Genomic DNA, 21,609 nt, shown 5'->3' with positions numbered 1-21,609 from the left:
GGGTCAGGCGGACAGTTCTGCGTCGAGCCGCGTCGTCGGGTGGTGGGGGACGTCGAGCGCGACAGCCAGCATCTTGAGGAATTCGCGCTCCTGGAGCGTGTCCGCGTCGATAGCGAGGCGTGCAGCGGCGTAGATGCGCGTCGCTTGTTCAGGAGTCTTCACCCGCTCCGCGATCTCATCCACGTCCGCAGGCTCGTCCATCTCGTTCCGTAGCCAGATCTCGGCATCCTTCTCGATCCCCGAGGCGGCGATCGCGTCTTGGAGACGCTTGCGCTCGGTGTCGTCCATCAGGCCGTCCGCCATCGTCGCCGATACCATGGCGCGCAGCATCAGCCGCGCCTCGTCCTCGCCGATGGTGGCGTGATCGAACGGTGTGGATTCGGCATCCCGCGCGACACTGACGTCCGGGATCTCCGCCGGGTGGTGCAACGCGCGCGCAGCCAAGCCCACGACCAGTGCCAGACCACCGAGTGCGGCGCCTGCCGCGAGACTGCCCCGGCGCGAACGCACCAAGGTATCGACGATGGTCTTGGCGTCTGCCATGCGGGCCTCCCGTGTACCAAGTGCAATGCGGGTGGAAACACCCGCGAGGCGTGTTCGGTTCGGATTGTCACGCCGCGACATGCCGTCCCCGGCTGGGCGGATTTGACCCCCTCGTCTGCCGCCGCCACCATGCTAGCCTTGGTCAATCAGAGCGGGGCTCCGCTCGCAGGAAGCTGACACGATGGGCGAGGCCGATCCGGCGACCTCCGGCAAGACGCAATCGACCTCGGGCGAGGCCGCCTTGCGTCGGCGCCTCGACCGGCTCGTGGTCGGCTCGCAGGCGGCAGGTTTGTGGGAACAGGCTTGGCCGATCCTCTGGCGCGGGCTCGCCGTGGGCCTCGCCTTTCTCGTCGTGTCCTGGCTCGGGCTGTGGCTCGATCTCGGTCCGATCTGGCGGATGCTGGGGCTTGCGGTGTTCGGATTGGCATTCCTGGCCGCCCTCGCCCCCCTCGTTTTGATTCGGCGTCCGACCCGGCGTGAAGCCCTGACCCGGATCGATCGCGAGGCCGCAGGCCGCCAGGATGGTGGCGCCCTGGATCACGGTCCGGCTTCGGCCGTCGAAGATACGCTCGCCGTCGGCACCGGCGATCCGGAGACCCAGGCTCTCTGGGCGCTGCACCGGCGCCGCTCCGCCGCCGTCGTAGCGCGGCTGTCGCCCGGCGCACCACGCCCGGCCATGTCGCGCCGAGACCCCTTTGCCTTGCGTGCCGCGATCCTGGTCGGAGCGGTGGCCAGCCTGTTCGTCGCCGGTTCCGAATGGCGCCAGCGCGTCGGTACCGCCTTCGACTGGCAGACGCCGCCCCTGCCCGGCCCGAGTTTCCGCGTCGACGGCTGGATCGACCCCCCGCTCTACACCCGCCTGCCACCTCTCGTGGTGACCATGAGCGGGACCGAGCAGCGCCTGCGCGCGCCCGTCAATTCGACCCTGATCGTGCGCATCGCCGGCCATGGCGAAGCCGTGCTGACCACGAAGGCAGGGCTTAAGCCGCTTCCCGGTAAGCCACCGCATGCCGACCTGCGGGAGGACCGATTCCAGCTCACCGGCGGTGTGGCGGACCTCACCATCGCCACCGGGGGGGCGCCGGTTCAGCACCTCGTGGTCGAGACGATCCCCGATACCCCCCCGGAAGTGCGTCGGATCGGCGCCCTCGAGGTGAATGCGCGCGGCACCTTCAACCTGACGTATCGGGCGAAGGACGATTACGGAATCGCTTCGGCCGAAGGCGTCGTCGAGCCGCTCGGTGCCGGCCGCAGCCTCGTGCCCCCGCCCCGGATCGGCTTGGCGCTGCCCGGCGATCCGAGCGGCGAGACCGATACCAAGACCCTGGTCGACCTCACCGACAACCCGTGGTCCGGCGCGCGCGTGCGCCTCACACTGGTGGTCAAGGACGAGGCTGGCCAGGAGGGCCGTACGCCCACGGCCGAGGTCGTACTGCCGGCGCGGATTTTCTCCCAACCCCTGGCTCGAGCGCTTGCCGAAGAGCGCCGCCGCCTGATCACCGCACCCGACGAAAGCCGCGGCCGCGTACAGACTGCGCTCGATGCGTTGTTGATCACCCCCGACCGTTTCACGCCGCAGCCGAGCATCTTCCTCGGGCTCAAGACCGCATCGCGCCGCCTGCGGGCAGCCCGCAGCGACGAGACGGTGGTGGAGGTCGCCGATCTGCTGTGGGAGATGGCGCTGAAGATCGAGGACGGTGACCTCTCCGACGCCGAGAAGAGCCTCCGCGCGGCGCAGGACAACCTCAAGCAGGCCATCGAGCGCAACGCACCCGACGAAGAGATCAAGAAGCTCACCGAGGATCTTAAGCAGGCGCTCGACAAGTTCATGAAGAACATGGCCGAACGTCAGAACAAGCAGCAGAAGCCGCCCGGCGAGAAGTCACCCCCGAAGCAGGGTGGCAAGACCGTGACGCCGGACGATCTCAACAAGATGCTCAAGGACATGGCCGACGCGATGAAGCGCGGCGATACGGCGGAAGCCCAACGCCTGCTCGACCAGTTGCGCGAGATCCTCGAGAACCTCCAGACCGCCGAGCAAGGGGGCAAGTCCGATCCGAGCGCCCGCGAGATGAGCAAGCAGGCAGACGAACTCGACAAGCTCGCCCGCGAGCAGCAGGGCCTGCGCGACGAGACGTTCAAGGACGGTCAGGACAAGAACGGTGCTCAGCAGGGGCGGCCCCCGCAAGGCCAGCGCCCGCAGCGCGGTCAGCAAGGCCAGTCGCCGAATGGGCAGAGGGGGCCGCCCGGTCAACAGGGCCAAGGTCAACAGGGCCAAGGTCAGCAGGGCCAAGGCGAGCAGGGGCAGAAAGGCCAAGGCCAGAAGGGCCAGGGCGGTGTCGGCGACCGCCAGCAGGCCTTGCGCGAACGGCTTCAAGATCTCCAGAACCGCATGAAGGAACTCGGCATGCAGGGCGAAGACGGCCTGTCGGATGCCGAGGAGGCGATGCGTGAGGCCGAAGGCGCCCTCGGCCAGGGCAAGGAAGGCGACGCCGTCGAGGCCCAGGGCCGTGCCCTCGACGGGCTCAAGAAGGGCGCCGAGGGAATGCAGAAACAGATGCAGGACATGGCCGAAGGGAAAGGGAAAGGGGAAGGGGAAGGTGAAGGCGAGCAGGAGGGCGGCCAGAACCCGAGCCAGCAGGGCCAGGCCGGCAACCGCGAAGACGATCCGCTCGGTCGCCCGACCAAGGGTCGCGACATGTCGAACGGCAACGCCCGCGTCCCCACTGCCGATGAGTCTGCTGTCCAGCGCACGCGCCGGATCATGGAGGAACTGCGGCGCAAGCTCGGTGACCCGAGCCGCCCGCGCGAGGAACTCGATTACTTCGAGCGATTGCTGCGCCGGAACTGACGCAGGGAGACGGATCGATGGGCCTCCCGGTGCGGTCTGCCCCCTATGCCGGAGTGATTGCCCGATCCATATGAAGCGACGACCCGAGAGCTGCAGGATCCGACGCCGTGATGTCCACCAACACCCTCGTCCTGGCCGCCTGCGTTGCGGTGGCCATCGTGCTGCTGCTCGGCCTCGTGAACATGACGCGGGGCGGTAGCGCCAATACGTCTCAGAAACTGATGCGGCTGCGAGTGCTGTTGCAGTTCGTCGCCATCGTGGTGATCATGAGCGTGGTGTGGTGGCGCTCCGCCTGAGTGTGGCTGCGAGGTCTCACCGATAATCTATCGGTGTGCAGATGGATGAATAGCGCTCCATCAGTCTGACGCGGTCCTTTTGAGCCATGCTAGACAGATCCGGTTCAACCGGACCCGCCATCGATGCATGCGATTTCCACCCGCCTTGTTGCCGCTGCGCTCGCACTGAGCGCTGTCGCTCCGGTCGACGCCGCCGATCTGCGCAACGCGATGCCCGCCGCCTATGCGAGCCCGGTCCAGCCGTTGAGCATCGTCTCCGAGATCCGCATCGGCGGCTCGGTGCAGGATCCCGGTAGCGCCGAGGGCAAGCTGAAGGGTTTCAGCACCGAGAACGTGAACGGTGAAGTCCTGTTCGCCAAGCCGGTCGTCAGCGCTGACCCGTTCTGGCAGGCCTTCGTTCCGCGTCCGACCGTGGGCGGCAGCTACAACACCGGCGGCCGCACAAGCTACGCCTATATCGGTGGTACCTGGACCGTCGACCTCTTCCCGGAGACCTTCGGACGTCGCGTCTTCCTGGACGGCTTCTTCGGTGGTGTCGCCCATAACGGCTATACCGGCCCGAAATCCGGTACGCCCTACGGGTTCAACACCTTGGGATGTTCGCCGATGTTCCGTGAGGCGGCCGCTCTGGGCTTCCGTCTCAGCGAACATTGGAGCATCATGGCCACCATCGAGCACATGTCGAATGCCGGCCTGTGTGACAACAACCGGGGCCTGACCAATTACGGCGGGAAGCTCGGCTACACCTTCTGAACCGACACCCACCGTCACGGATAACGCTTTGGTCACGCTCAATCGCATCTATACCCGCACCGGCGACAAGGGGTCGACGGCGCTGGCGAGCGGCGAGCGCCGGTCCAAGGCCGATCTCCGGGTCGAGACCTACGGGACGGTAGACGAGACCAACGCCTGCATCGGTCTCGTCCGGCTCCACGCCGAGCCCGCGCTCGATGCGATGCTCGGAATGATCCAGAACGACCTATTCGATCTTGGCGCCGACCTCGCGACGCCGGAGAGTGCCGAGCCGCCGAAATACGAGCCGCTGCGGATCGTGGCTGCGCAGGTGAAGCGCATCGAGAGCGATATCGACACGCTCAATGCCGAGCTGTCGCCGCTGAAATCGTTCGTGCTCCCGGGCGGCTCCGCCGCGTCCGCTAATCTCCATCTCGCTCGCACCGTTTGCCGACGGGCTGAGCGCCTCGCCGTCGCCCTGGCGGCTGTGGAGGGCGAGATCGTCTCGGCCGAAGCGCTGCAATACCTCAACAGGCTCTCCGACTTCCTGTTCGTTGCGAGCCGCACGGCCAATGCCAACGGCGCCGACGACGTATTATGGGTTCCCGGCAAGAATCGCTGAGGCCTGACGCCGAGGCTTTCAGGGCCGCGACCTTGGCCGACGCTTCGGTCTTCGTTCCATCGTTCCGCGTTCACTCGGACACCTTGGGCTGCGACGCCGGTGGACACGCGTTGACAAGGTCGAAATGAGCCCGTTACGGTCCGCCGCCTTAACGTGAGGGTTCAGGTTCGCCGGTCGATCCGGTGTTCCGCCGCGCGCTGCGCCGGCCCTCCTCCAAAAAATCCGCGTGGAGGATTGCGAACGCCATGAAGGTTCTGGTGCCCGTCAAGCGGGTCGTCGATTACAACGTCAAGATCCGGGTCAAGGCCGACGGTTCGGGCGTAGACCTCGCCAACGTCAAGATGTCGATGAATCCCTTCGACGAGATCGCCGTCGAGGAGGCCATCCGTCTCAAGGAGAAGGGCAAGGTTACCGAGATCGTCGCTGTCTCGATCGGGCCGCAGCAGGCTCAGGAAACCTTGCGCACGGCGCTTGCCATGGGTGCCGACCGGGCGATCCTGGTGAAGACCGATGGCCTCGTCGAACCGTTGGCCGTGGCCAAGATCCTCAAGGCCATCGTCGAGAAGGAGGCCCCCGGCCTCGTCATCCTCGGGAAGCAAGCCATCGACGACGATTCCAACCAGACCGGTCAGATGCTGGCGGCACTGCTCGACTGGCCGCAGGGTACCTTCGCGTTCAAGCTCGAATTCGGCGACGACACCATCGACGTGACGCGTGAGGTCGACGGTGGTCTGCAGACCGTCACCCTCACGCTACCAGCGATCGTGACGACGGATTTGCGTCTCAACGAGCCGCGCTACGCCTCCCTCCCCAATATCATGAAGGCCAAGAAGAAGCCGCTGGAGGAGATGACTCCCGACGCCCTCGGCGTCGACGTCACGCCGCGGATCACCGTGCTGAAGACCGTCGAGCCGGCTGGCCGCAAAGCGGGCGTCAAGGTCGAGTCGGCCGAGGCTCTGGTCGAGAAGCTCAAGGTCGAAGCCGGGGTCATCTGAGCCCTTCTCCCCTCACCGCGCCCGATGGCCCGGCGCTCCAGAAGCGACGGGCCGTCGCCGGTCCATGATCCGAGGTTAAGACGCATACGATGGCCACTCTCCTCTTCATCGAGCACGATAACGGCGCAGTCCGCGACGGCAGCCTTAAGGCCCTGACCGCCGCGACCCAACTCGGCGCCCCCGTTCACGCTCTGGTGCTCGGCGCCGGCTGCCGACCCGCGGCCGAGGCCGCGGCCAAGCTCGACGGCATCGAAAAGGTCCTGATCGGCGAAGACGCCGCTTACGATCATGCCCTGGCCGAGCCCACCGCAGCGCTCATCGTCGCGATCGCCGAGCCCTACGATGTCGTCATTGCGGCGGCGTCCACCACCGGCAAGAACGTCCTGCCACGCGTCGCCGCTCTGCTCGACGTGGCTCAGATTTCCGACATCATCACGGTGGTCTCGCCCGACACGTTCGAGCGGCCGATCTATGCCGGCAACGCGATCCAGACCGTGCAGGCCGGTGCCGGCAAGAAGGTCATCACGGTGCGGACCGCCGCCTTCAAACCGGCAGTGGAGGGCGGCGCGGCCGCCGCTATGGAGCCGGTTCAAGCCGCAGCGCCCGCCGCCGGTGCCTCGACCTTCAAGGGCGAGGAGATCGCCAAGTCCGATCGCCCCGAATTGGCCGCCGCCAAGATCATCGTATCCGGCGGCCGTTCGCTCGGCTCGGCCGACAAGTTCAAGGAGCTGATCGAGCCGCTCGCCGATTCCCTCGGTGCGGCCGTGGGTGCCTCGCGGGCGGCGGTGGATGCCGGCTACGCCCCGAACGACTGGCAGGTCGGGCAGACCGGCAAGGTCGTGGCGCCGGATCTGTACGTCGCCGTGGGCATTTCCGGCGCGATCCAGCATCTGGCCGGCATGAAGGACTCGAAGGTCATCGTCGCCATCAACAAGGACGAGGATGCCCCGATCTTCCAGGTGGCCGATTACGGGCTCGTCGGCGACCTGTTCCAGGTGGTGCCGGCCCTTCAGGCCGCCATTCTCAAAGCCAAGGGCTGACAGACGGCCGATTTTTCGCGATCCGGTGTGCATTGGCGCGCTGGATCGCGTGTTTTACGCGATCGTCCGGGCTGCACCTGAGCCAGGAAATGATCTACGACATTGGTGCAACGCGAAGTTTTCATAGGCGCAGGAGTTCTCTGGCGCCGGGCGCAGGTCCGGTGACGGCTTGGGCCGCGTCTCGAGGGTGCGAGTTCAAGCGATGGGCATCGATATCAGGACGGTGGGAATCATCGGCGCCGGTCAGATGGGCAGCGGCATCGCCCAGGTTTGCGCCATGGCCGGCCTAGATGTCCGGCTCAATGACCGAGACCCCGCCAGAATCAACAGCGGCCTCGCCACCATCGATGGAAACCTCGCCCGGCAGGTTTCCAAGGGGACCATTGCCGACGAGGAGCGTCGCAGCGCCGTCTCCCGCATCGTCGCAGCGAACACCTTCGACGATCTCGCTCCATGCGACCTCGTCATCGAAGCAGCCACCGAAGACGAGGCGATTAAGCGCCAGATCTTCAGCGCCCTGTGCGCATCACTGAAGCCCGATGCGCTGGTCGCCACCAACACGTCGTCGATCTCGATTACGCGGCTTGCCGCCTCCACCGACCGGCCCGAGCGGTTCATCGGCATCCACTTCATGAATCCGGTGCCGGTGATGCAGCTCGTCGAGCTGATCCGCGGCATCGCCACGGAAGACCCGACCTACGAGTCGGCCAAGGCGTTCATCGCCAAGCTCGGCAAGACCTCGACCATGTCGGAGGATTTTCCGGCCTTCATCGTCAACCGCATCCTGCTGCCGATGATCAACGAGGCGATCTACACACTGTACGAGGGTGTCGGCTCTGTAGAATCCATCGACACCGCCATGCGGCTCGGCGCCAATCATCCGATGGGTCCGCTGCAGCTGGCCGATTTCATCGGCCTCGATACCTGCCTGTCCGTGATGCAGGTACTCTACGAGGGGCTGGCGGATTCGAAATATCGCCCCTGCCCGCTTCTGGTGAAGTACGTCGAGGCCGGCTGGCTCGGCCGCAAGTCGAAGCGCGGCTTCTACGATTACCGTGGTGAGACCCCGGTCCCGACCCGCTGAACTCACGAATTTCGAAACGAGAAAGCCGGCTCCGTGGCGACGGGGCCGGCTTCCTTTCGTTTCAGCTCCAAGGTTCAGCTCAGCTCCAAGGTTCAGCGCGGCGAGGACGGCTGCGTGTAGGCCGGAATTGTGCTGCCAGTGCTCGACGGAACGTCGGTTTTCAAGCCTTTGTTCGGCTGCGTCGATGCGGTCGGGTTCTGCGCGCCGGCCGGTGTCTGGCTGGCGTAATCCGGCGGGGATTTCGCACCCTGCCACGACATCAGGCCCACCATCGCCACTGCAAGGAGCGCCAGACTGGCGATCAAGACGATGAGAACCGGCTTGCCCTTCCGACCTTGACGCGCGTCCTGTCCGTGAAGCTGTTCTGCCATCGATACCCTCGTTGATGCGTCATACCGGTCGCGGCACGACGTTCGACCATCGGTTGTTGTGATGATCGTCAAACGCCGTGTTCGATTGGAGAGTTCCTGGCCGATATGACCGCAGGGCGTTAGCGGCCCGTCACGAGCAGGATCTTGCCGAGATGCGTGCTCGATTCCATCAGCTCGTGCGCGCTGCGCACGTCCTCCAGCGGGAAAGTCGCATGGATGATCGGCTTGATCGTACCCGCCTCGAGAAGCGGCCACACGTCGCGGGCAAGACCTTGCGCGATCGCAGCCTTCTCGGATTTCGGACGGGCCCGTAAAGTGGCGCCGGTGAAGGTTAGTCGCTTCATCATGATCGGCGTCATGCTGAAGGCATCGACCTTATAGCCCTGCATGAAGGCGATCTGGACGAGACGCCCCTCGACGGCGAGCGCCGAGAGATTCTTGGTGAGGTACGGTGCACCCACCATGTCCAGGATGACGTCGACACCGTTACCGTCAGTGAGACGCTTCACCTCCTCGACGAAATCCGCCTCACGATAGTTGATCGCCGCATCTGCTCCGAGATCACGGCAGAAATCGCATTTTGCGTCCGACCCCGCCGTGGCGAAGACCCGAGCGCCGTGATGTCTGGCGATCTGGATCGCGGTGGAGCCGATCCCGCTCGATCCGCCATGGACGAGGAACGTCTCGCCAGCCTTCAAACGGCCGCGCTCGATGACGGTGCTGTAGACCGTGAAATAGGTTTCCGGGATGCCCGCCGCTTCGATGAGCGAGAGCGGGGCCGGCCGCGGCAGGCATTGGCCGGCTTCCGCCACCGCGAACTCTGCGTAGCCGCCGCTGATCGTCAGCGCGCAGACCTCGTCGCCGAGGGCAAGCCCGTCGACGCCGTCGCCAAGCGCTACGATCCGCCCTGCGACTTCCAGGCCGGGAATTTCAGTGGCCCCTTTCGGCGGCGGATACTTGCCTTCGCGCTGCTGGATGTCGGGCCGGTTCACCCCGGCCGCCACCACCTCGATCAGCACCTGTCCTGGTCCGGCCTGCGGAAGCGGCACCGTCTCAACCGCAAGGACATCGGGGCCACCCGCTTGGGTGAACCGGATCTGGCGCATGGTCTCGGGTAGGGATGCTGTCATCGGGATGGTCCTCGTCGCTCGCCCGGTCATGTGCGGCCAACGGGCTGGTTGGCAAGGGCACGCCGACCTTTCAGCGGGTGCCGTACATCCGGTCGCCGGCATCGCCGAGACCCGGCACGATATAGCCGTGGTCGTTCAGATGGCTGTCGATGGCGGCGGTCCAGACCGGGACGTCGGGATGGATGGCTTGCAACCGAGCGATGCCTTCGGGCGCCGCGAGCAGGCAGACGAAGCGCAGATCGTGCGCTCCGCGCGCCTTCAGAAGGTTGATCGCCGCAACGGCGGAATTCGCCGTCGCCAGCATCGGGTCGAGCACCATCACGGTACGGTCGGCCAGATCGGAGGGCGCCTTGAAGTAATATTCCACCGCCTCGAGCGTCTCGGGGTCGCGATAGAGCCCAACATGGGCGACGCGGGCGGAGGGCACCAGAGACAGCATGCCGTCGAGGAAGCCGACGCCGGCGCGCAGGATCGGCGCGAGCACGAGCTTCTTGCCGGAGATTTGCCGGCCCTCCATGGCCTGGATCGGCGTCTGGATGGTGATGGGTTCGAGCGGCAGGTCCCGGGTCACCTCGTAGGCGAGCAGCATGCCGATCTCGTTGAGGATCTGGCGAAACCCCTTGGTGGACCGTTCGACCTGACGCAGCAGCGTGAGCTTGTGCTGGACCAGCGGGTGGCCGACCACCGTCACGGGAGCCTTGGTCGCAGGATGCGTCCTCTCGGGAGCGTTCGTCGCGGCAATCCTGCCGTCCGCATCCACCATCGTCCGCTCTCCCGTCGCCCCCGGGATGATCGGTGAGACCGGGGTGCGGTGTCTAGACCATCCTTCCGCCTTGGGCGGAAGTGAGCCGGAGCCCTCCGCGCGACACCGCGCAACAAAAAGGGCTTCCGGCCTGACAGACCGGAAGCCCCTCGACGCGTGCGAAGACGATCAGACGTTGCGCCTGGCGTCGGCGCTGCGGCGCTTGGCCATGAAGGCGTCGAACTGCTCGCGGTCCTTGGCGCGCTTCAGCTCCTCGACGAATTCGGCGAAGGCCCGGCTCTCCTCTTGAAGCGCCTTGCGCTGGGCGTCGAGCCGATCGAGCTCGCTGCGGCGATACTCGTCGAAGGCACGGTTACCGGTATTGCCGCCGCCATTGGCGGCGTCGAATGCGGCGGCGAAGCGCGAACGGCCAGCGCCGGCCTGCCACGCCTCGGCGCGGTTCTTCCAGCCGCGCAACTCACCGAGCGCCGGATAGCCCGCAACCTTCCAGGCGACGTAGGCGGCTGCCAACGGCCACCAATAGATGAAGCCGACGACGATGGCGCCGATCTCGAAGGAGCGGCGAGGAAACGGACCGCTGCGGCAGGCTTTGCCGGTGGCCCAAGGGGAAGTCGAGGAAAAGCTCACGGCTCACGTCTCCGATGTCAATGTGAACAACATTCACATGCGGATGGCTTAGTGGGCTTTCAAGGGGGAGCGCAGGTGCGACGTTTTGGCTGTGTCAGACCCGGGATCTGTCGCTGGCCGCCCCGTGAACAAGGGCGAGGACGCCGGCCCGCAACAATTCGTACTTGTCCGGGACACCCGGTCCCCTGGGCAGATGGCCGGAGGCAGCGAGCGTCGCCAGCCCATGCGAAAGCGCCCAGACTTCCAGAGCAATGAAGCGGGGGGCGACACCACCAAAGCCCTCAGGGAAGGTCGATTGCAGGGCGTCCACCAGGAGATCGAACGGGCTCGGCCGTTCCGCGATCTCCGTGTCGGGGACGTTGGCCGCGAGCCCACGTGTCTCGAAGATCGCCGCGTAATAGCCCGGCTCCTCCTCGGCGAAGGCGAGGTAGGCCTCGCCCATCCGCGTGAATCGCTCCAGCGGCGTTCCGCGTGCGGAGAGCGCGCGCGCGAGACGTTCGGCAAGATCGGCGAACCCGCGGCCGGCAACCTCCTCCAAGAGGGCCTCGCGTCCGCGAAAGTGACGATAGAGTGCGGCAGGGGTAACGCCGACGAGACGCGCGGCATCGACGAGCGTGAAGCCGCCGACCCCGCGCTCGGCGATGAACCGGCGTGCAGCCTCGATCAGCGCCTCCTTGAGGTTGCCGTGATGATAGCTACGCCGGTCTCCCGGTCCGTCTCGCCAGGGTCGCAAGTCTCACTCCTCGCCGATATCCGGGGAGAGATACCGGACCAGCGGCCATAAGGTTCAGGCTTCGGGAAGTCCGTAGACCATTTTGGCCGCCGCGGGGTCGGATCGGCGCGAAGAAATCGTCGTCGTCCGCCGATTTCGCGGGCCGGTTGTCTCGCTTCGCAACAATATCGGTTACGCTCGCGTTCAATCGAGATCACGGTTTGGTGACAAGATTCCCTCACGTGCGGAAAAATGCCCAGCTTGGGGCGGCCGCGGCTGAATCGATCAATACTTGCCGGTTGAAGGAGGGCTCGTTCGTGCGATTACGTACCGTGAGCCGGCGGACGCTCTTCCTTCGAGACTCCTCGATATGTCGACAAAAGCAGCGAGATCACCGCTCGAAGCGCTGAAGGACCTGATCTACGAGGCTGCCGTCGTGCCAGATCAGTGGCCCGACGTCCTCGATCATTTGGCGCGGATCGCCGGCGCAGAAGGCACGATCCTTCTCGCGGCCGATATGAAGAACCTGCGCTGGCTGAGTTCTCCAGCGCTCGACGGGTTGATGGAAGATTTCGCGTCGGGTGGATGGGCCAAGGTCGGAACCCGGACACAGAAGCTCCTCGATGCCCGACATGCCGGCTTCATCTTGGAAGAGGATGTCTACTCGGCCAAGGAACTCGAAAACGACGGTCTGATCCGTGATTTTCTTCGGCCCCGTGGTCTGGGTTGGGGGACGGCCACGGCGTTTCCGTTGCCGACGGGCGATACGCTGATCTTCAGCATCGAGCGCCGCTACGCCGATGGCCCAGTTCCGCGGGCCGCCACCGAAATTCTGGATTCTCTGCGTCCGCACCTCGGACGTGCCGCCCTGCTCTCTGCCCGGTTGAAGCTCGAGCGTGTGAAAGCGGCGGTCGAGGCCCTCGAAATGCTGGGTCTGCCGGCTGCCATCCTCACCCATAGCTCCACGTTGCAGACCGCCAATGCCCTGTTTGCGCAGCTCATTCCGCGAATCGTGCGTGACAAGCGCGAGCGCATCACGTTTGCCAGCCCACGCGCCGACGCGCTTCTGGCCGACGCTCTCGGGGCTGGTCGAGAGCTCGAATCCCGCTCGATCCCGATCCTGCCGGACGGCGATGCCCCGGCAATGGTGGCGCACCTCATCCCCATGCGCGGTCTGGCGCGCGACATCTTCGCCGGTAGTGCGTTGCTGATGGTGATGACGCCGGTCATGCCGACACAGGTACCCGGAGCCGAATTGTTGGAAGGTCTGTTCGACCTCACGGCAGCCGAGGCACGCATCGCTCGTGGCATTGCTGGCGGTTTGACGCTCTCGGCCCTGGCCGCGGCGCAGGGGGTCAGCCTCGAGACGATCCGATCGCAGGTGAAAGCGACCTTCGCCAAGACGGGCGTGACCCGACAGGTCGACCTCGCCCGCCTGATCTCGGGATTTGGTCTGGCGCGTTAGGGACGAGTGCCAGATCTGCCATCGATCGGCAGTCGCGACCTGCCGACCCGCGTTGCAACGCTATTGGCTCGCAATGTCACACTGCGTGCCGGAGCTCTGCATGCTCGACAGTCAGACAGACCAGATGACGGCCGAAAGCCTCACCGGCTATCGACCTGTGCTCGTCACGAATATTGCTTGAGCGCTCTGAACAGGATGATGTTGTGGGCTGACGGCTCGACTGTGGTCACCGGTGTTTCGATGGCCTTGGCCGAGTCGGATCCGGCCGAACTGAGGATGTATTGAACCACCCTCATGCTGCTGCCGCGTTCGAGATGCCGCTGCGCTCGCCGGCGCATCCACGGTGCGATGTTCCACAATGCCTGCATGGTTGCCCCCCAACAAGTCGACCGCATTGGAGCCTCAACCGTTGCATTCTTCATCCCCTGTTTGGGTGATGGTATGTATGCGAGCATCGCTGGCGGAGATTTTGTCGGGCACTGACTTTCGATTGCGGCGTGGAGCGCTCATTCTGCTCAGAACTTGAAGATCGAGCCGGCAATGTCGCGCGCGGCCTCCTTGGTGGATCTGGTGGCTTGGAGGCGCTCGATCTCGCGGGTCAGAAGCGCGATCCGATCGCCGATTTCCTCCACCGACAAGGCGTCCAGCGCCTCGCCGACGGTGTGCGTCACCGGGCGGCGTGGCCTGTCTTCGTCGTCCATCATGGCCCGTTTGCCCCGTAATAGCTCACCACCAGGCGTGTCCCGCCGCCAGAGGTGCGATGTGCAGATGATTCGCAATCGTGGCACCGATATCGGCGAACGTCGCGCGCCCACCGAGGGCGGCTGGTGCGATGCCGGGCCCAAAGGCGAGAATCGGCACCTGCTCGCGGGTGTGCTCGGTGCCATGCCATGTCGGGTCGTTGCCGTGGTCGGCGGTGATCAGACAGAGGTCGCCGGTGCGCAGGCCGGCGCGGATGGCTGGTACGCGCGCATCGAAGGCTTCGAGCTCGGCGGCGTAGCCCGCCACGTCGCGGCGGTGGCCGTATTCGGTGTCGAAATCCACAAGGTTGAGGAAGACGAGGCCGCCATCCGGGAGGTCACGGAACGCCGCCAGAGCCGCGTCGAGGCAGGCGGCATTCCCGGCGGGCTTGATCTCGCGTCCGGTCCCGCGATGGGCGAAAATGTCCCCGATCTTGCCGACGCTGATCACGGCGCGTCCAGCCGAATCGAGCCGGTCGAGCAGTGTCTCTCCCGGCGGCTGAACCGCATAATCCTTACGGTTGGCGGTGCGCCGGAAGCCGTCCTCGGCCGAACCGACGAATGGTCGGGCGATGACGCGCCCGACGCGGTAGGGATCGCAGAGGTCGCGCGCGACACGACACAGGGTATAGAGCCGATCCAGGCCGAAATGCTCCTCGTGGGCGGCGATCTGAAAGACGCTGTCGGCCGACGTGTAGCAGATCGGTTGTCCTGTCCGAACATGCTCGGCGCCGAGACGCTCGATGATCGGCACGCCGGCGGCATGGCAATCTCCGAGGATGCCGGGAAGAGCGGCACGCGCGATCAGATCGTCGATGAGCGCCGCCGGAAACGCCGGCACCGTGTCCGGAAAGTGCCCCCAATCCTCCAGCACCGGGACGCCCGCGATCTCCCAATGCCCCGACGGGGTGTCCTTGCCGGCCGCCGTCTCGATGGCGTGGCCATAAGCGCCCTCCGCCGCCACCGCGATGGCGAGGCCGGGCGGCACGCGTCCTGTCGCACCCTGTGCCGCCAGCCCAAGGCCGAGGGCGGCGAGGTTCGGGAGCCGTAGCGCGCCGGACCGGAGGCCCGCCCGGTCGCCGGCACCGGTGGCGCAGGCTTCCGCGATATGGCCGAGCGTGTCGGACCCGGTGTCGCCGTAACGGGCCGCATCGGGAGCGCCGCCGATACCGACGGAATCGAGGACGATGAGAAGCGCGCGCGGCATGGTCGCTTTCAGACCGGAACGGCGTCGGCGACCGCGTCGCTCTGAAGATCGAAGGCGGCGGCGAACAGCGCGCGTGTATACGCGGTCTGCGGCGCCGAAAAAATCGTCTCCGCCGGTCCCTCCTCCACCACGCGCCCGTTCTGCATGACGAGGACGTAGTTCGCCAGCGCCCGAACCACTTTCAGGTCGTGGCTGATGAACAGGTAGGCGAGCTTACGTTCGCGCTGGAGGTCGCGCAGCAAGGTGACGATCTGGGCCTGCACCGAGCGGTCCAGCGCCGAGGTCGGCTCATCGAGCACGACGAATTTCGGCTTGAGCACGATGGCTCGGGCGATGGCGATGCGTTGGCGCTGGCCGCCGGAGAATTCGTGCGGGTAGCGGTCCATCGTCGCCGGATCGAGGCCGACATCGATTAACGCCGCGGCGACCACCGCCTGACGCTCGGCCCGGGATTTCACCGCTCCTTGGACCACGAGTCCTTCGGCGACGATATCGGCCACGGTCATGCGCGGCGAGAGCGAGCCGTAGGGGTCCTGAAATACCACCTGCATGTCGCGCCGGAACGGCCGCATGGCGGAGGGCGGAAGCCCGGCGATGGAGTGACCGAGGAAGACGATCGGCCCCTCGCAACCCGTCAGCCGGAGCAGCGCGAGGCCCAGCGTGGTCTTGCCAGAGCCCGATTCTCCGACCACGCCAACGGTCTCGCCCTCGCGTACCCGCAGGGCGACGCCGTCCACCGCCTTCACGTGGCTGGTGGTCCGCCGCCAAAACCCTTCGCGGATCGGAAACCAGACCTTCAGGGGCCCGGCCTCTAGGAGGTCCTGCGCGCCCTCAGGCACCGGATTGGCGCGGCCCTTCGGCTCGGAGGCGAGTAGACGCCGCGTGTATTCGTGCTGAGGCTTCGCAAAAACCTCGGCGGTGGCACCTGCCTCCACGATGCGTCCGGCGAGCATGACGCAGACCGAGGTGGCGATGCGCTGCACGATGCCGAGGTCGTGGGTGATGAACAGCATCGCCATGCCGAGCCGTTTCTGCAGGTCGGCGAGCAGCGTGAGGATCTGTGCCTGCACGGTGACATCGAGGGCCGTCGTCGGTTCGTCGGCCACCAGCAGGTCGGGCTCGCAGGCGAGCGCCATGGCGATCATCACGCGCTGGCGCTGGCCGCCGGAGAGTTCGTGCGGGTAGGCGTTGAGGCGGCGCTCGGCATCGCGCAGGCCGACGAGGTCGAGCAGTTCGAGGATGCGTGCCCGCGCCGCCCGGCCCGAAAGGCCGCGATGCACCTCCAGCACCTCGCCGATTTGGCGCTGGATGCTGTGCAACGGGTTGAGCGAGGTCATCGGCTCCTGGAACACCATCGTGATGTCCGCCCCCCGGATGCTGCGTAAGTGGCGCTCCGGCAGGGAGAGCAGATCCCGCCCCTTGAACAGGATGCGGCCGCCCGGATGATGCGCGCCGCCATCGAGCAGGCGCAGGATCGAGAGCGCCGTCACCGACTTGCCGGATCCTGATTCGCCCACCAGAGCCAGGGTCTCGCCGGCCGAGATCGAAAAGCTGACGCGGTCGACCGCCAAGGTCTCGCGCTCCCGCGAACGGAAGGCCACCGACAGATCCTGGACGTCGAGCAGCGGGTCGGTCATCGGGCTGAGGGGCACTCGGTTTCAGGGCGGGCAGGTGCGAATTTCGGGAGGCATTGGGGTTATAGCGCGGCCCAGGCCGAACGGCGAACGATCAGGCGATTGATCGCAGCGCGACCCGCGCTACAACCCGGACGTGACTTTGCTTCGCATCCCTGTCTTTTTCTCCGCCCTCCTCGTGACCGCGCTCGGCTGCGCGGCGTCGCCACCGGCCTCGGCCGCCGTGACCGAGGGGGCGACCGAGACCGTCGAACAGGCTCTGTGCCGGCTGATCGAGGGATCGGCCAAGGCGCGCGGGCTGCCGGTGCCGTTCCTGACCCGCCTGATCTGGCGCGAGAGCAGTTTTCGCGTGGGCGCCGTAAGCCCCGTCGGGGCGCAAGGGGTGGCGCAGTTCATGCCCGGTACGGCGCGCGAACGCGGCCTCACCGACCCGTTCGATCCGGAGCAGGCGATCCCGCATGCGGCGCACCTGCTGGCCGACCTGAACCGGCAATTCGGCAATCTCGGTCTCGCGGCGGCGGCCTACAATGGTGGTCCCGGCCGGGTCTCGGCTTGGCTTGCCGGGACCGGCGGCCTTCCGGCGGAGACGCGCACTTATGTCCTGGCGATCACCGGTGCGCCCGCCGAAGAATGGCGCGCCGGCGCCGGCGTCGAAATGCCGGCACAGGAGAAGGATGCTGTCGGCCCCATAGCAAAGCCGGAGTCGGAAAAGACCTGCCTCCAGGTCACGGCCCTGTTGCGCATTCCGTCCCGCGGCGATCGCTTCGCCATCGGCGGCAACGAAGGGCCGGCGGCGCCCTGGGGCATCCAGCTCGCCGGCAACTTCTCGAAGGCGCTCGCGCTGCAGAGTTTCGGGCGGGCACGCCAGCTCTACACCAGCGTGATCGGCGACGTCCGTCCGATGATCATCGGGACCCGGCTGCGCAATCGCGGGACACGCGCCTTCTACCGCATCCGTATTCCCGCTCAGAGCCGGGCCGCCGCCGATGCGTTGTGCGGCAAGATTCGCGGCGCGGGCGGCGCTTGTCTCGTGTTGCGGACGTGACGCACCAATTTGGCCATGAAAGCGCCGTGTGCGCCCTGTCACAGGGATGAACTGTTCCGCTCTGAGAGATGCATGACCCGCATTCTAGCCGTTTTCGCCAGTCTCACCGTTCTTGCCCTCGCCGCATTGGGCATCACCGCCTGTTCGCCGCTCGCGCTGTTCGACGCGATCGGCCCGCGCGACAGCGGCGGCAAACTCGCCCTGAAGAACGCGGCCTACGGTCCGCACAAGCGACAGCGGGTCGACGTATACACCCCCGTGGCCGCGACCGGTGGTGCCCCGGTCCTGGTGTTCTTCTATGGTGGGTCCTGGAAGAACGGCGCGAAGGAAGACTACGAGTTCGTCGGCCAAGCGCTGGCTGCCCAGGGCTTCGTGACGGTGCTGCCCGATTACCGGCTCTATCCGGAGGTGCGCTTCCCCGATTTTCTCGATGACGGCGCCAGGGCGATAGCCTGGGTGCGCGACAACATCGCGGCCTATGGCGGCGACCCGAGCCGGATCGTCCTCGCAGGCCATTCGGCCGGCGCCTACAATGCCGCGATGCTCGGGTTCGATCCACGCTACCTGCGCAAGGCCGGCGTCGAACCCAAGATCGTCCGTGCGGTGGCTGGTCTCTCCGGCCCCTACGATTTTCTGCCCCTCGACCAGGGCACCGCCACCGAACTGTTCGGCGAAGCTCCCGACAAGGCGGCGACCCAGCCGATCACGTTCGCCAGCGCCCACTCGCCGCCGACCTTCCTGGCCACCGGCGACGGCGACACCACGGTACGGCCCCGCAACACCCAGAATCTGGCCGCCCGCCTGCGCGAGGCCCGTGTGCCGGTACAGGAACGGGTCTATCCAGGCCTCGACCATGCCGACACGCTGCTGGCGCTCTCGGTGGCGTTCCGCGCGAAGGCCCCTGAACTCGCCGAGATGGCCGCCTTCCTCAAGCAATATTCCGGCGAGCGGCCGCAGGCCCGGGCCATGGCGCGCTGAGCGTTTTTTTGAATCGTAATCTGTACAAGTCGGCGAAGATCGGGCGATCAAGCCACAGAGATTTCCTCGGCTTGTTTTGCGATTTCAAAAGCTTCCGAGATCTGCCCGCAAGTCAATATCCTGCTGCCTGGATTTTTTTAATAAATGATCGATTATTGCCGAGTTCAAACTCGTCGAGAATCTACCGCGTCTGAATACTTTGTTTTACGATAAAGGTCCGGTAGGAACGATAGGCCCAAGGCCCATCCGAGGTAAAATCTCGCATCTTCGCCGTAATCCAGACCATCGTAATCGATCTTTATGACGTAGTAATTGATAAACATTATGATCAGCGTGCAGAGGCCAAAACAGAAGCCGGCACTGATCGATAGGTGATAGTTTCCGCTTGCATAAAAAAATCGACCCCAGCTGGCAAAATTGATCACCAGTAGGGAGGCCAGTGCTCCGACGATGGTCGAGCTGGCGGCGTTGTAGATATGCCATTGGAAACCCAATTTCGTTACCAGCATAACGAGTATGGACGCGAAGAAGATCAATAGGTTGCCGAGGCGGCGGTTTTTCAGTCCAATGAACCAGACGATGGTGAAGATCGTGGGAATGAAAGCCCACTGCACAACGATGCGAATTGCCTCGTGAAGGCCGGTAGTTTCTTGCAAAGATGACGTGCTCTTGTTGTGGAGCAGGGTGTCGATGCATTGGTGAATGCACACGGTGACCATACCGAACAGGATTGCGACCAAGATGGTGACGAAGGTCCAGCCTTGGGCGTGGTGATGGGCCGACCAGGATCGCGCCTTGATCCGCTCCGTCAGCGGCTCGACGAAGAACGCGAGCATCATCCCGACCAGCAGCGCCGAGATCAAGAATTCCTCGATCTCGCCATGGTCGAGCAGGAGTTTCCCGCCCTGCCAGATGATCTCGGGAACGGCTGCACAGATTCCGACCCACACGCTGAGAAGCGCCATGTCGAGAGACCGGATCAGAATGACGTTCATGGTCGACCATCGGACTCGGGTGTTGTTCGTGGACTGAGGACTATCGCGCAAACGAATAACAATCTGCCGAGAGCATCAATTATCCAGGGCGTCTGTACTCCGCGCCTGCTCGAGCATCAGCGCCAGGTCGCCGCGTCGGAGCGCTCGGGGACCAATCCTTACTCTGAACGGCGCGATGGCGCGTCCGAGCAAGCGCAGGCTATGACGCGCGCCGTGCTGCGAATGCGTCGGTGTCGGCCCCTCGGATCGGACGCTACGGTGTCCCACGCTCCGAGAGCGGCGCTTGCCAATCCACGATCGAGAGGTCGACGGGCAGGGCTTTGCGCACGATGAGCGCAGGTGACTTGCGAGTCAGGGTCAGGGGTGCGCCGGTCGCCTCCGCCTGATCGAAATCCGCAGTCCCCGCCGCTGCCTCTGCCGAAATAGTAAAAGCCTCGAACACATACGGCAGACCGTTCGCCACAAGACCATCCGGGCCGTCCATGACGTGCAGGTGAAGATGCGGTGCTTGGCTGTTGCCGCTGTTACCGACCTCGCCGATCGGCGTGCCGCGCGTCACCCGATCACCCACGCGTACCTTGACGCTTCCGGGTTTCAGATGGGCGTTGAGCACGAATGCTCCGGCGCCGATATCGATCACGACGAAGTTTCCGTCCGCCTCGGCGATGGCGAGATTCGAAGGGAGCGCCCCTGGTATCTGGTCAGGCAGATCGTTGCGCGCGCCGACTACCGCGCCGTCGGCCACGGCCAACACGGGCTCACCATAGATGACGTAGTTCCTCACATCCTTCAGGTCGCCTCGCACGATCCTGTTCTCGTCATCGAGCTTTTCCCAGTCGATGGCGAAGCGCTGCGCCAACCGGAAGCCACCATTGAGCGGCAGGAGGGCGCGGACATGCCGGATGGAGTCGCAGCATCCATCCCCTGCGATGTACCCTTGTCCCCGTAGCGGGGCCCCAAATACGGGAAGTGGTTTATCGATTACCGGAGTTTCGGCGACCCGCATCGACAACGCAGATTTCAGTGGCTCGGCAAAACCATCGATCTCGTGGACGAGCGTCTCGGGCACGCGTGCCCCGTCATCGAGGCTGACGTGGAGGAAGACAATTCCGAACTGGGAAGCGCCGAGCGAGGCTGTCTCGCTGCCGCGGCGCCCGCCGAGCGACAGGCGTCGACCGATCGCGTCCCGGTCGAGCACCAGAAGTGGCCGGCCAGAGCCGCCGTCGAGGACGGAAAGGCGCGTCAGGTCGAAGCGCCCGTCCAGCACATTCGATAGGCGAAGCTCGTAGACGAGGTGGTTGCGACCGTCGGACATCGGAACCACACGCGGTGGTGCCAGCACATCGGCGACCAGCGGCGTCATGACCGGCGCCTCGGCGGCTCCCTGTCGTCCGGTCTCCGCGGCACTCGCGGCTCCGCCTTGCAAGAGAGCGAGGATGGACACGGCGCGGGCGAGAGCCAGGAAGCGCATGAGAGATCCTCTGGGCGGCAACAGGGACTCGACGTGCCGCACCGACCGCATCGAGCGAAGGACACGATCAGCGACGCATGTGTACAGACGCTCCTGCGCTAAAGGAAGAACGGAGGACAAATGCCCCCGGCGTGTCAGCGTATTGCACAAAGACCGGTGGGTGGCCGATCGAGGCAGTTCAGAGATCGACGAAAGTCGGCAGGAAGCATTGCGGTCACGCCTGCAGGCCGAAAGAACATTCGTCGGCTCGGGGGCTGAGCATCTATCAGTTTGAACCCTTGTCGTTGACGGCCTGACTCCGCCTGTGA

22 protein-coding genes are annotated in these 21,609 nt (G+C 65.4%); 10 read left to right on the top strand and 12 right to left on the bottom strand.

From position 1 onward, the window contains the following. Positions 1-3: 3 nt before the first annotated feature. A complete protein-coding gene (locus G3T14_RS17990; protein ID WP_163643916.1) occupies positions 4-543 on the bottom strand; it encodes a DUF533 domain-containing protein in 540 nt (179 codons plus the stop codon). A 181-nt stretch (positions 544-724) separates the two neighbouring features. Here G3T14_RS17990 and G3T14_RS17985 point away from each other — a divergent pair, with 181 nt between their 5' ends. The 7 genes from G3T14_RS17985 (at position 725) to G3T14_RS17955 (ending at position 8,163) form a co-directional block, all read left to right on the top strand. Then, positions 725-3,394: a TIGR02302 family protein gene (locus tag G3T14_RS17985; RefSeq protein ID WP_163643915.1), complete on the top strand. Its 2,670-nt coding sequence runs from the start codon at positions 725-727 to the stop codon at positions 3,392-3,394. A gap of 110 nt (positions 3,395-3,504) precedes the next feature. Next, positions 3,505-3,690 (top strand): twin transmembrane helix small protein, encoded by a 186-nt coding sequence (locus G3T14_RS17980; RefSeq protein ID WP_163643914.1) that lies wholly within the window; start codon positions 3,505-3,507, stop codon positions 3,688-3,690. A gap of 123 nt (positions 3,691-3,813) precedes the next feature. Next, positions 3,814-4,443 (top strand): acyloxyacyl hydrolase, encoded by a 630-nt coding sequence (locus G3T14_RS17975; protein ID WP_163643913.1) that lies wholly within the window; start codon positions 3,814-3,816, stop codon positions 4,441-4,443. A gap of 28 nt (positions 4,444-4,471) precedes the next feature. Further along, positions 4,472-5,044, top strand: a complete 573-nt coding sequence (locus tag G3T14_RS17970) for a cob(I)yrinic acid a,c-diamide adenosyltransferase (RefSeq protein WP_163643912.1) — start codon at positions 4,472-4,474, stop codon at positions 5,042-5,044. 245 nt (positions 5,045-5,289) lie between these two features. Next, positions 5,290-6,039 carry an electron transfer flavoprotein subunit beta/FixA family protein gene (locus tag G3T14_RS17965; RefSeq protein ID WP_163643911.1) on the top strand — a complete coding sequence of 250 codons (750 nt, stop codon included), beginning with the start codon at positions 5,290-5,292 and terminating at the stop codon, positions 6,037-6,039. Between the two features lie 89 nt (positions 6,040-6,128). Continuing rightward, positions 6,129-7,079, top strand: a complete 951-nt coding sequence (locus tag G3T14_RS17960; protein ID WP_163643910.1) for an FAD-binding protein — start codon at positions 6,129-6,131, stop codon at positions 7,077-7,079. A gap of 202 nt (positions 7,080-7,281) precedes the next feature. Continuing rightward, entirely contained in the window at positions 7,282-8,163 is an 882-nt protein-coding gene (locus tag G3T14_RS17955; protein ID WP_163643909.1) for a 3-hydroxybutyryl-CoA dehydrogenase, read from the top strand. A gap of 92 nt (positions 8,164-8,255) precedes the next feature. On the opposite strand, the gene G3T14_RS17950 is transcribed toward G3T14_RS17955, so the two are convergent. The 5 genes from G3T14_RS17950 to G3T14_RS17930 all read right to left on the bottom strand — a co-directional run bounded on the left by G3T14_RS17950 (position 8,256) and on the right by G3T14_RS17930 (position 11,787). Next, the gene (locus G3T14_RS17950) at positions 8,256-8,534 is read right to left on the bottom strand and encodes a hypothetical protein (protein ID WP_163643897.1); all 279 of its coding nucleotides are present in this window, start codon (positions 8,532-8,534) and stop codon (positions 8,256-8,258) included. A gap of 119 nt (positions 8,535-8,653) precedes the next feature. Next, positions 8,654-9,664, bottom strand: a complete 1,011-nt coding sequence (locus G3T14_RS17945; RefSeq protein WP_163643908.1) for an NAD(P)H-quinone oxidoreductase — start codon at positions 9,662-9,664, stop codon at positions 8,654-8,656. 70 nt (positions 9,665-9,734) lie between these two features. Next, positions 9,735-10,427, bottom strand: a complete 693-nt coding sequence (gene upp / locus G3T14_RS17940; RefSeq protein WP_246733410.1) for a uracil phosphoribosyltransferase — start codon at positions 10,425-10,427, stop codon at positions 9,735-9,737. 168 nt (positions 10,428-10,595) lie between these two features. Further along, positions 10,596-11,054, bottom strand: a complete 459-nt coding sequence (locus tag G3T14_RS17935; RefSeq protein ID WP_163643907.1) for a DUF2852 domain-containing protein — start codon at positions 11,052-11,054, stop codon at positions 10,596-10,598. Between the two features lie 94 nt (positions 11,055-11,148). Continuing rightward, positions 11,149-11,787, bottom strand: a complete 639-nt coding sequence (locus tag G3T14_RS17930) for a TetR/AcrR family transcriptional regulator (protein ID WP_163643906.1) — start codon at positions 11,785-11,787, stop codon at positions 11,149-11,151. Positions 11,788-12,136: 349 nt separating this feature from the next. On the opposite strand from G3T14_RS17930, the gene G3T14_RS17925 reads away from it, so the two are divergent. Then, a complete protein-coding gene (locus G3T14_RS17925; RefSeq protein WP_163643905.1) occupies positions 12,137-13,231 on the top strand; it encodes a helix-turn-helix transcriptional regulator in 1,095 nt (364 codons plus the stop codon). Positions 13,232-13,395: 164 nt separating this feature from the next. On the opposite strand, the gene G3T14_RS17920 is transcribed toward G3T14_RS17925, so the two are convergent. The 4 genes from G3T14_RS17920 to G3T14_RS17905 form a co-directional block, all read right to left on the bottom strand. After that, positions 13,396-13,599: a hypothetical protein gene (locus G3T14_RS17920; RefSeq protein ID WP_163643904.1), complete on the bottom strand. Its 204-nt coding sequence runs from the start codon at positions 13,597-13,599 to the stop codon at positions 13,396-13,398. A 147-nt stretch (positions 13,600-13,746) separates the two neighbouring features. Next, positions 13,747-13,935, bottom strand: a complete 189-nt coding sequence (locus G3T14_RS17915; protein WP_163643903.1) for a DUF1192 domain-containing protein — start codon at positions 13,933-13,935, stop codon at positions 13,747-13,749. 22 nt (positions 13,936-13,957) lie between these two features. Then, complete coding sequence (locus G3T14_RS17910) at positions 13,958-15,178, bottom strand: phosphopentomutase (protein ID WP_163643902.1); 1,221 nt, start codon at positions 15,176-15,178, stop codon at positions 13,958-13,960. Positions 15,179-15,186: 8 nt separating this feature from the next. After that, on the bottom strand, positions 15,187-16,815 hold the full coding sequence (locus G3T14_RS17905; RefSeq protein ID WP_163643901.1) for an ABC transporter ATP-binding protein: 1,629 nt from the start codon (positions 16,813-16,815) through the stop codon (positions 15,187-15,189). Between the two features lie 175 nt (positions 16,816-16,990). Between G3T14_RS17905 and G3T14_RS17900 the strand changes: the two genes are divergently transcribed. Together G3T14_RS17900 and G3T14_RS17895 are read left to right on the top strand one after the other, a co-directional pair. Continuing rightward, positions 16,991-17,857, top strand: coding sequence for a lytic transglycosylase domain-containing protein (locus G3T14_RS17900; RefSeq protein WP_163643942.1), 867 nt, complete (start codon positions 16,991-16,993; stop codon positions 17,855-17,857). Positions 17,858-17,929: 72 nt separating this feature from the next. Continuing rightward, complete coding sequence (locus G3T14_RS17895) at positions 17,930-18,835, top strand: alpha/beta hydrolase (RefSeq protein WP_163643900.1); 906 nt, start codon at positions 17,930-17,932, stop codon at positions 18,833-18,835. Between the two features lie 164 nt (positions 18,836-18,999). Here G3T14_RS17895 and G3T14_RS17890 read toward each other — a convergent pair whose 3' ends face one another. Both G3T14_RS17890 and G3T14_RS17885 read right to left on the bottom strand, forming a co-directional pair. After that, on the bottom strand, positions 19,000-19,830 hold the full coding sequence (locus G3T14_RS17890; RefSeq protein WP_163643899.1) for a hypothetical protein: 831 nt from the start codon (positions 19,828-19,830) through the stop codon (positions 19,000-19,002). Between the two features lie 253 nt (positions 19,831-20,083). Next, positions 20,084-21,609: M23 family metallopeptidase (locus G3T14_RS17885; protein ID WP_246733409.1), on the bottom strand; the 1,526-nt coding region annotated here is incomplete at its 5' end.

Source organism: Methylobacterium sp. BTF04 (genome assembly GCF_010692745.1).
GTDB lineage: Bacteria > Pseudomonadota > Alphaproteobacteria > Rhizobiales > Beijerinckiaceae > Methylobacterium.
Note: the sequence above shows the minus strand (reverse complement) of the source record. Positions and strands in the feature narration are given on the sequence as shown.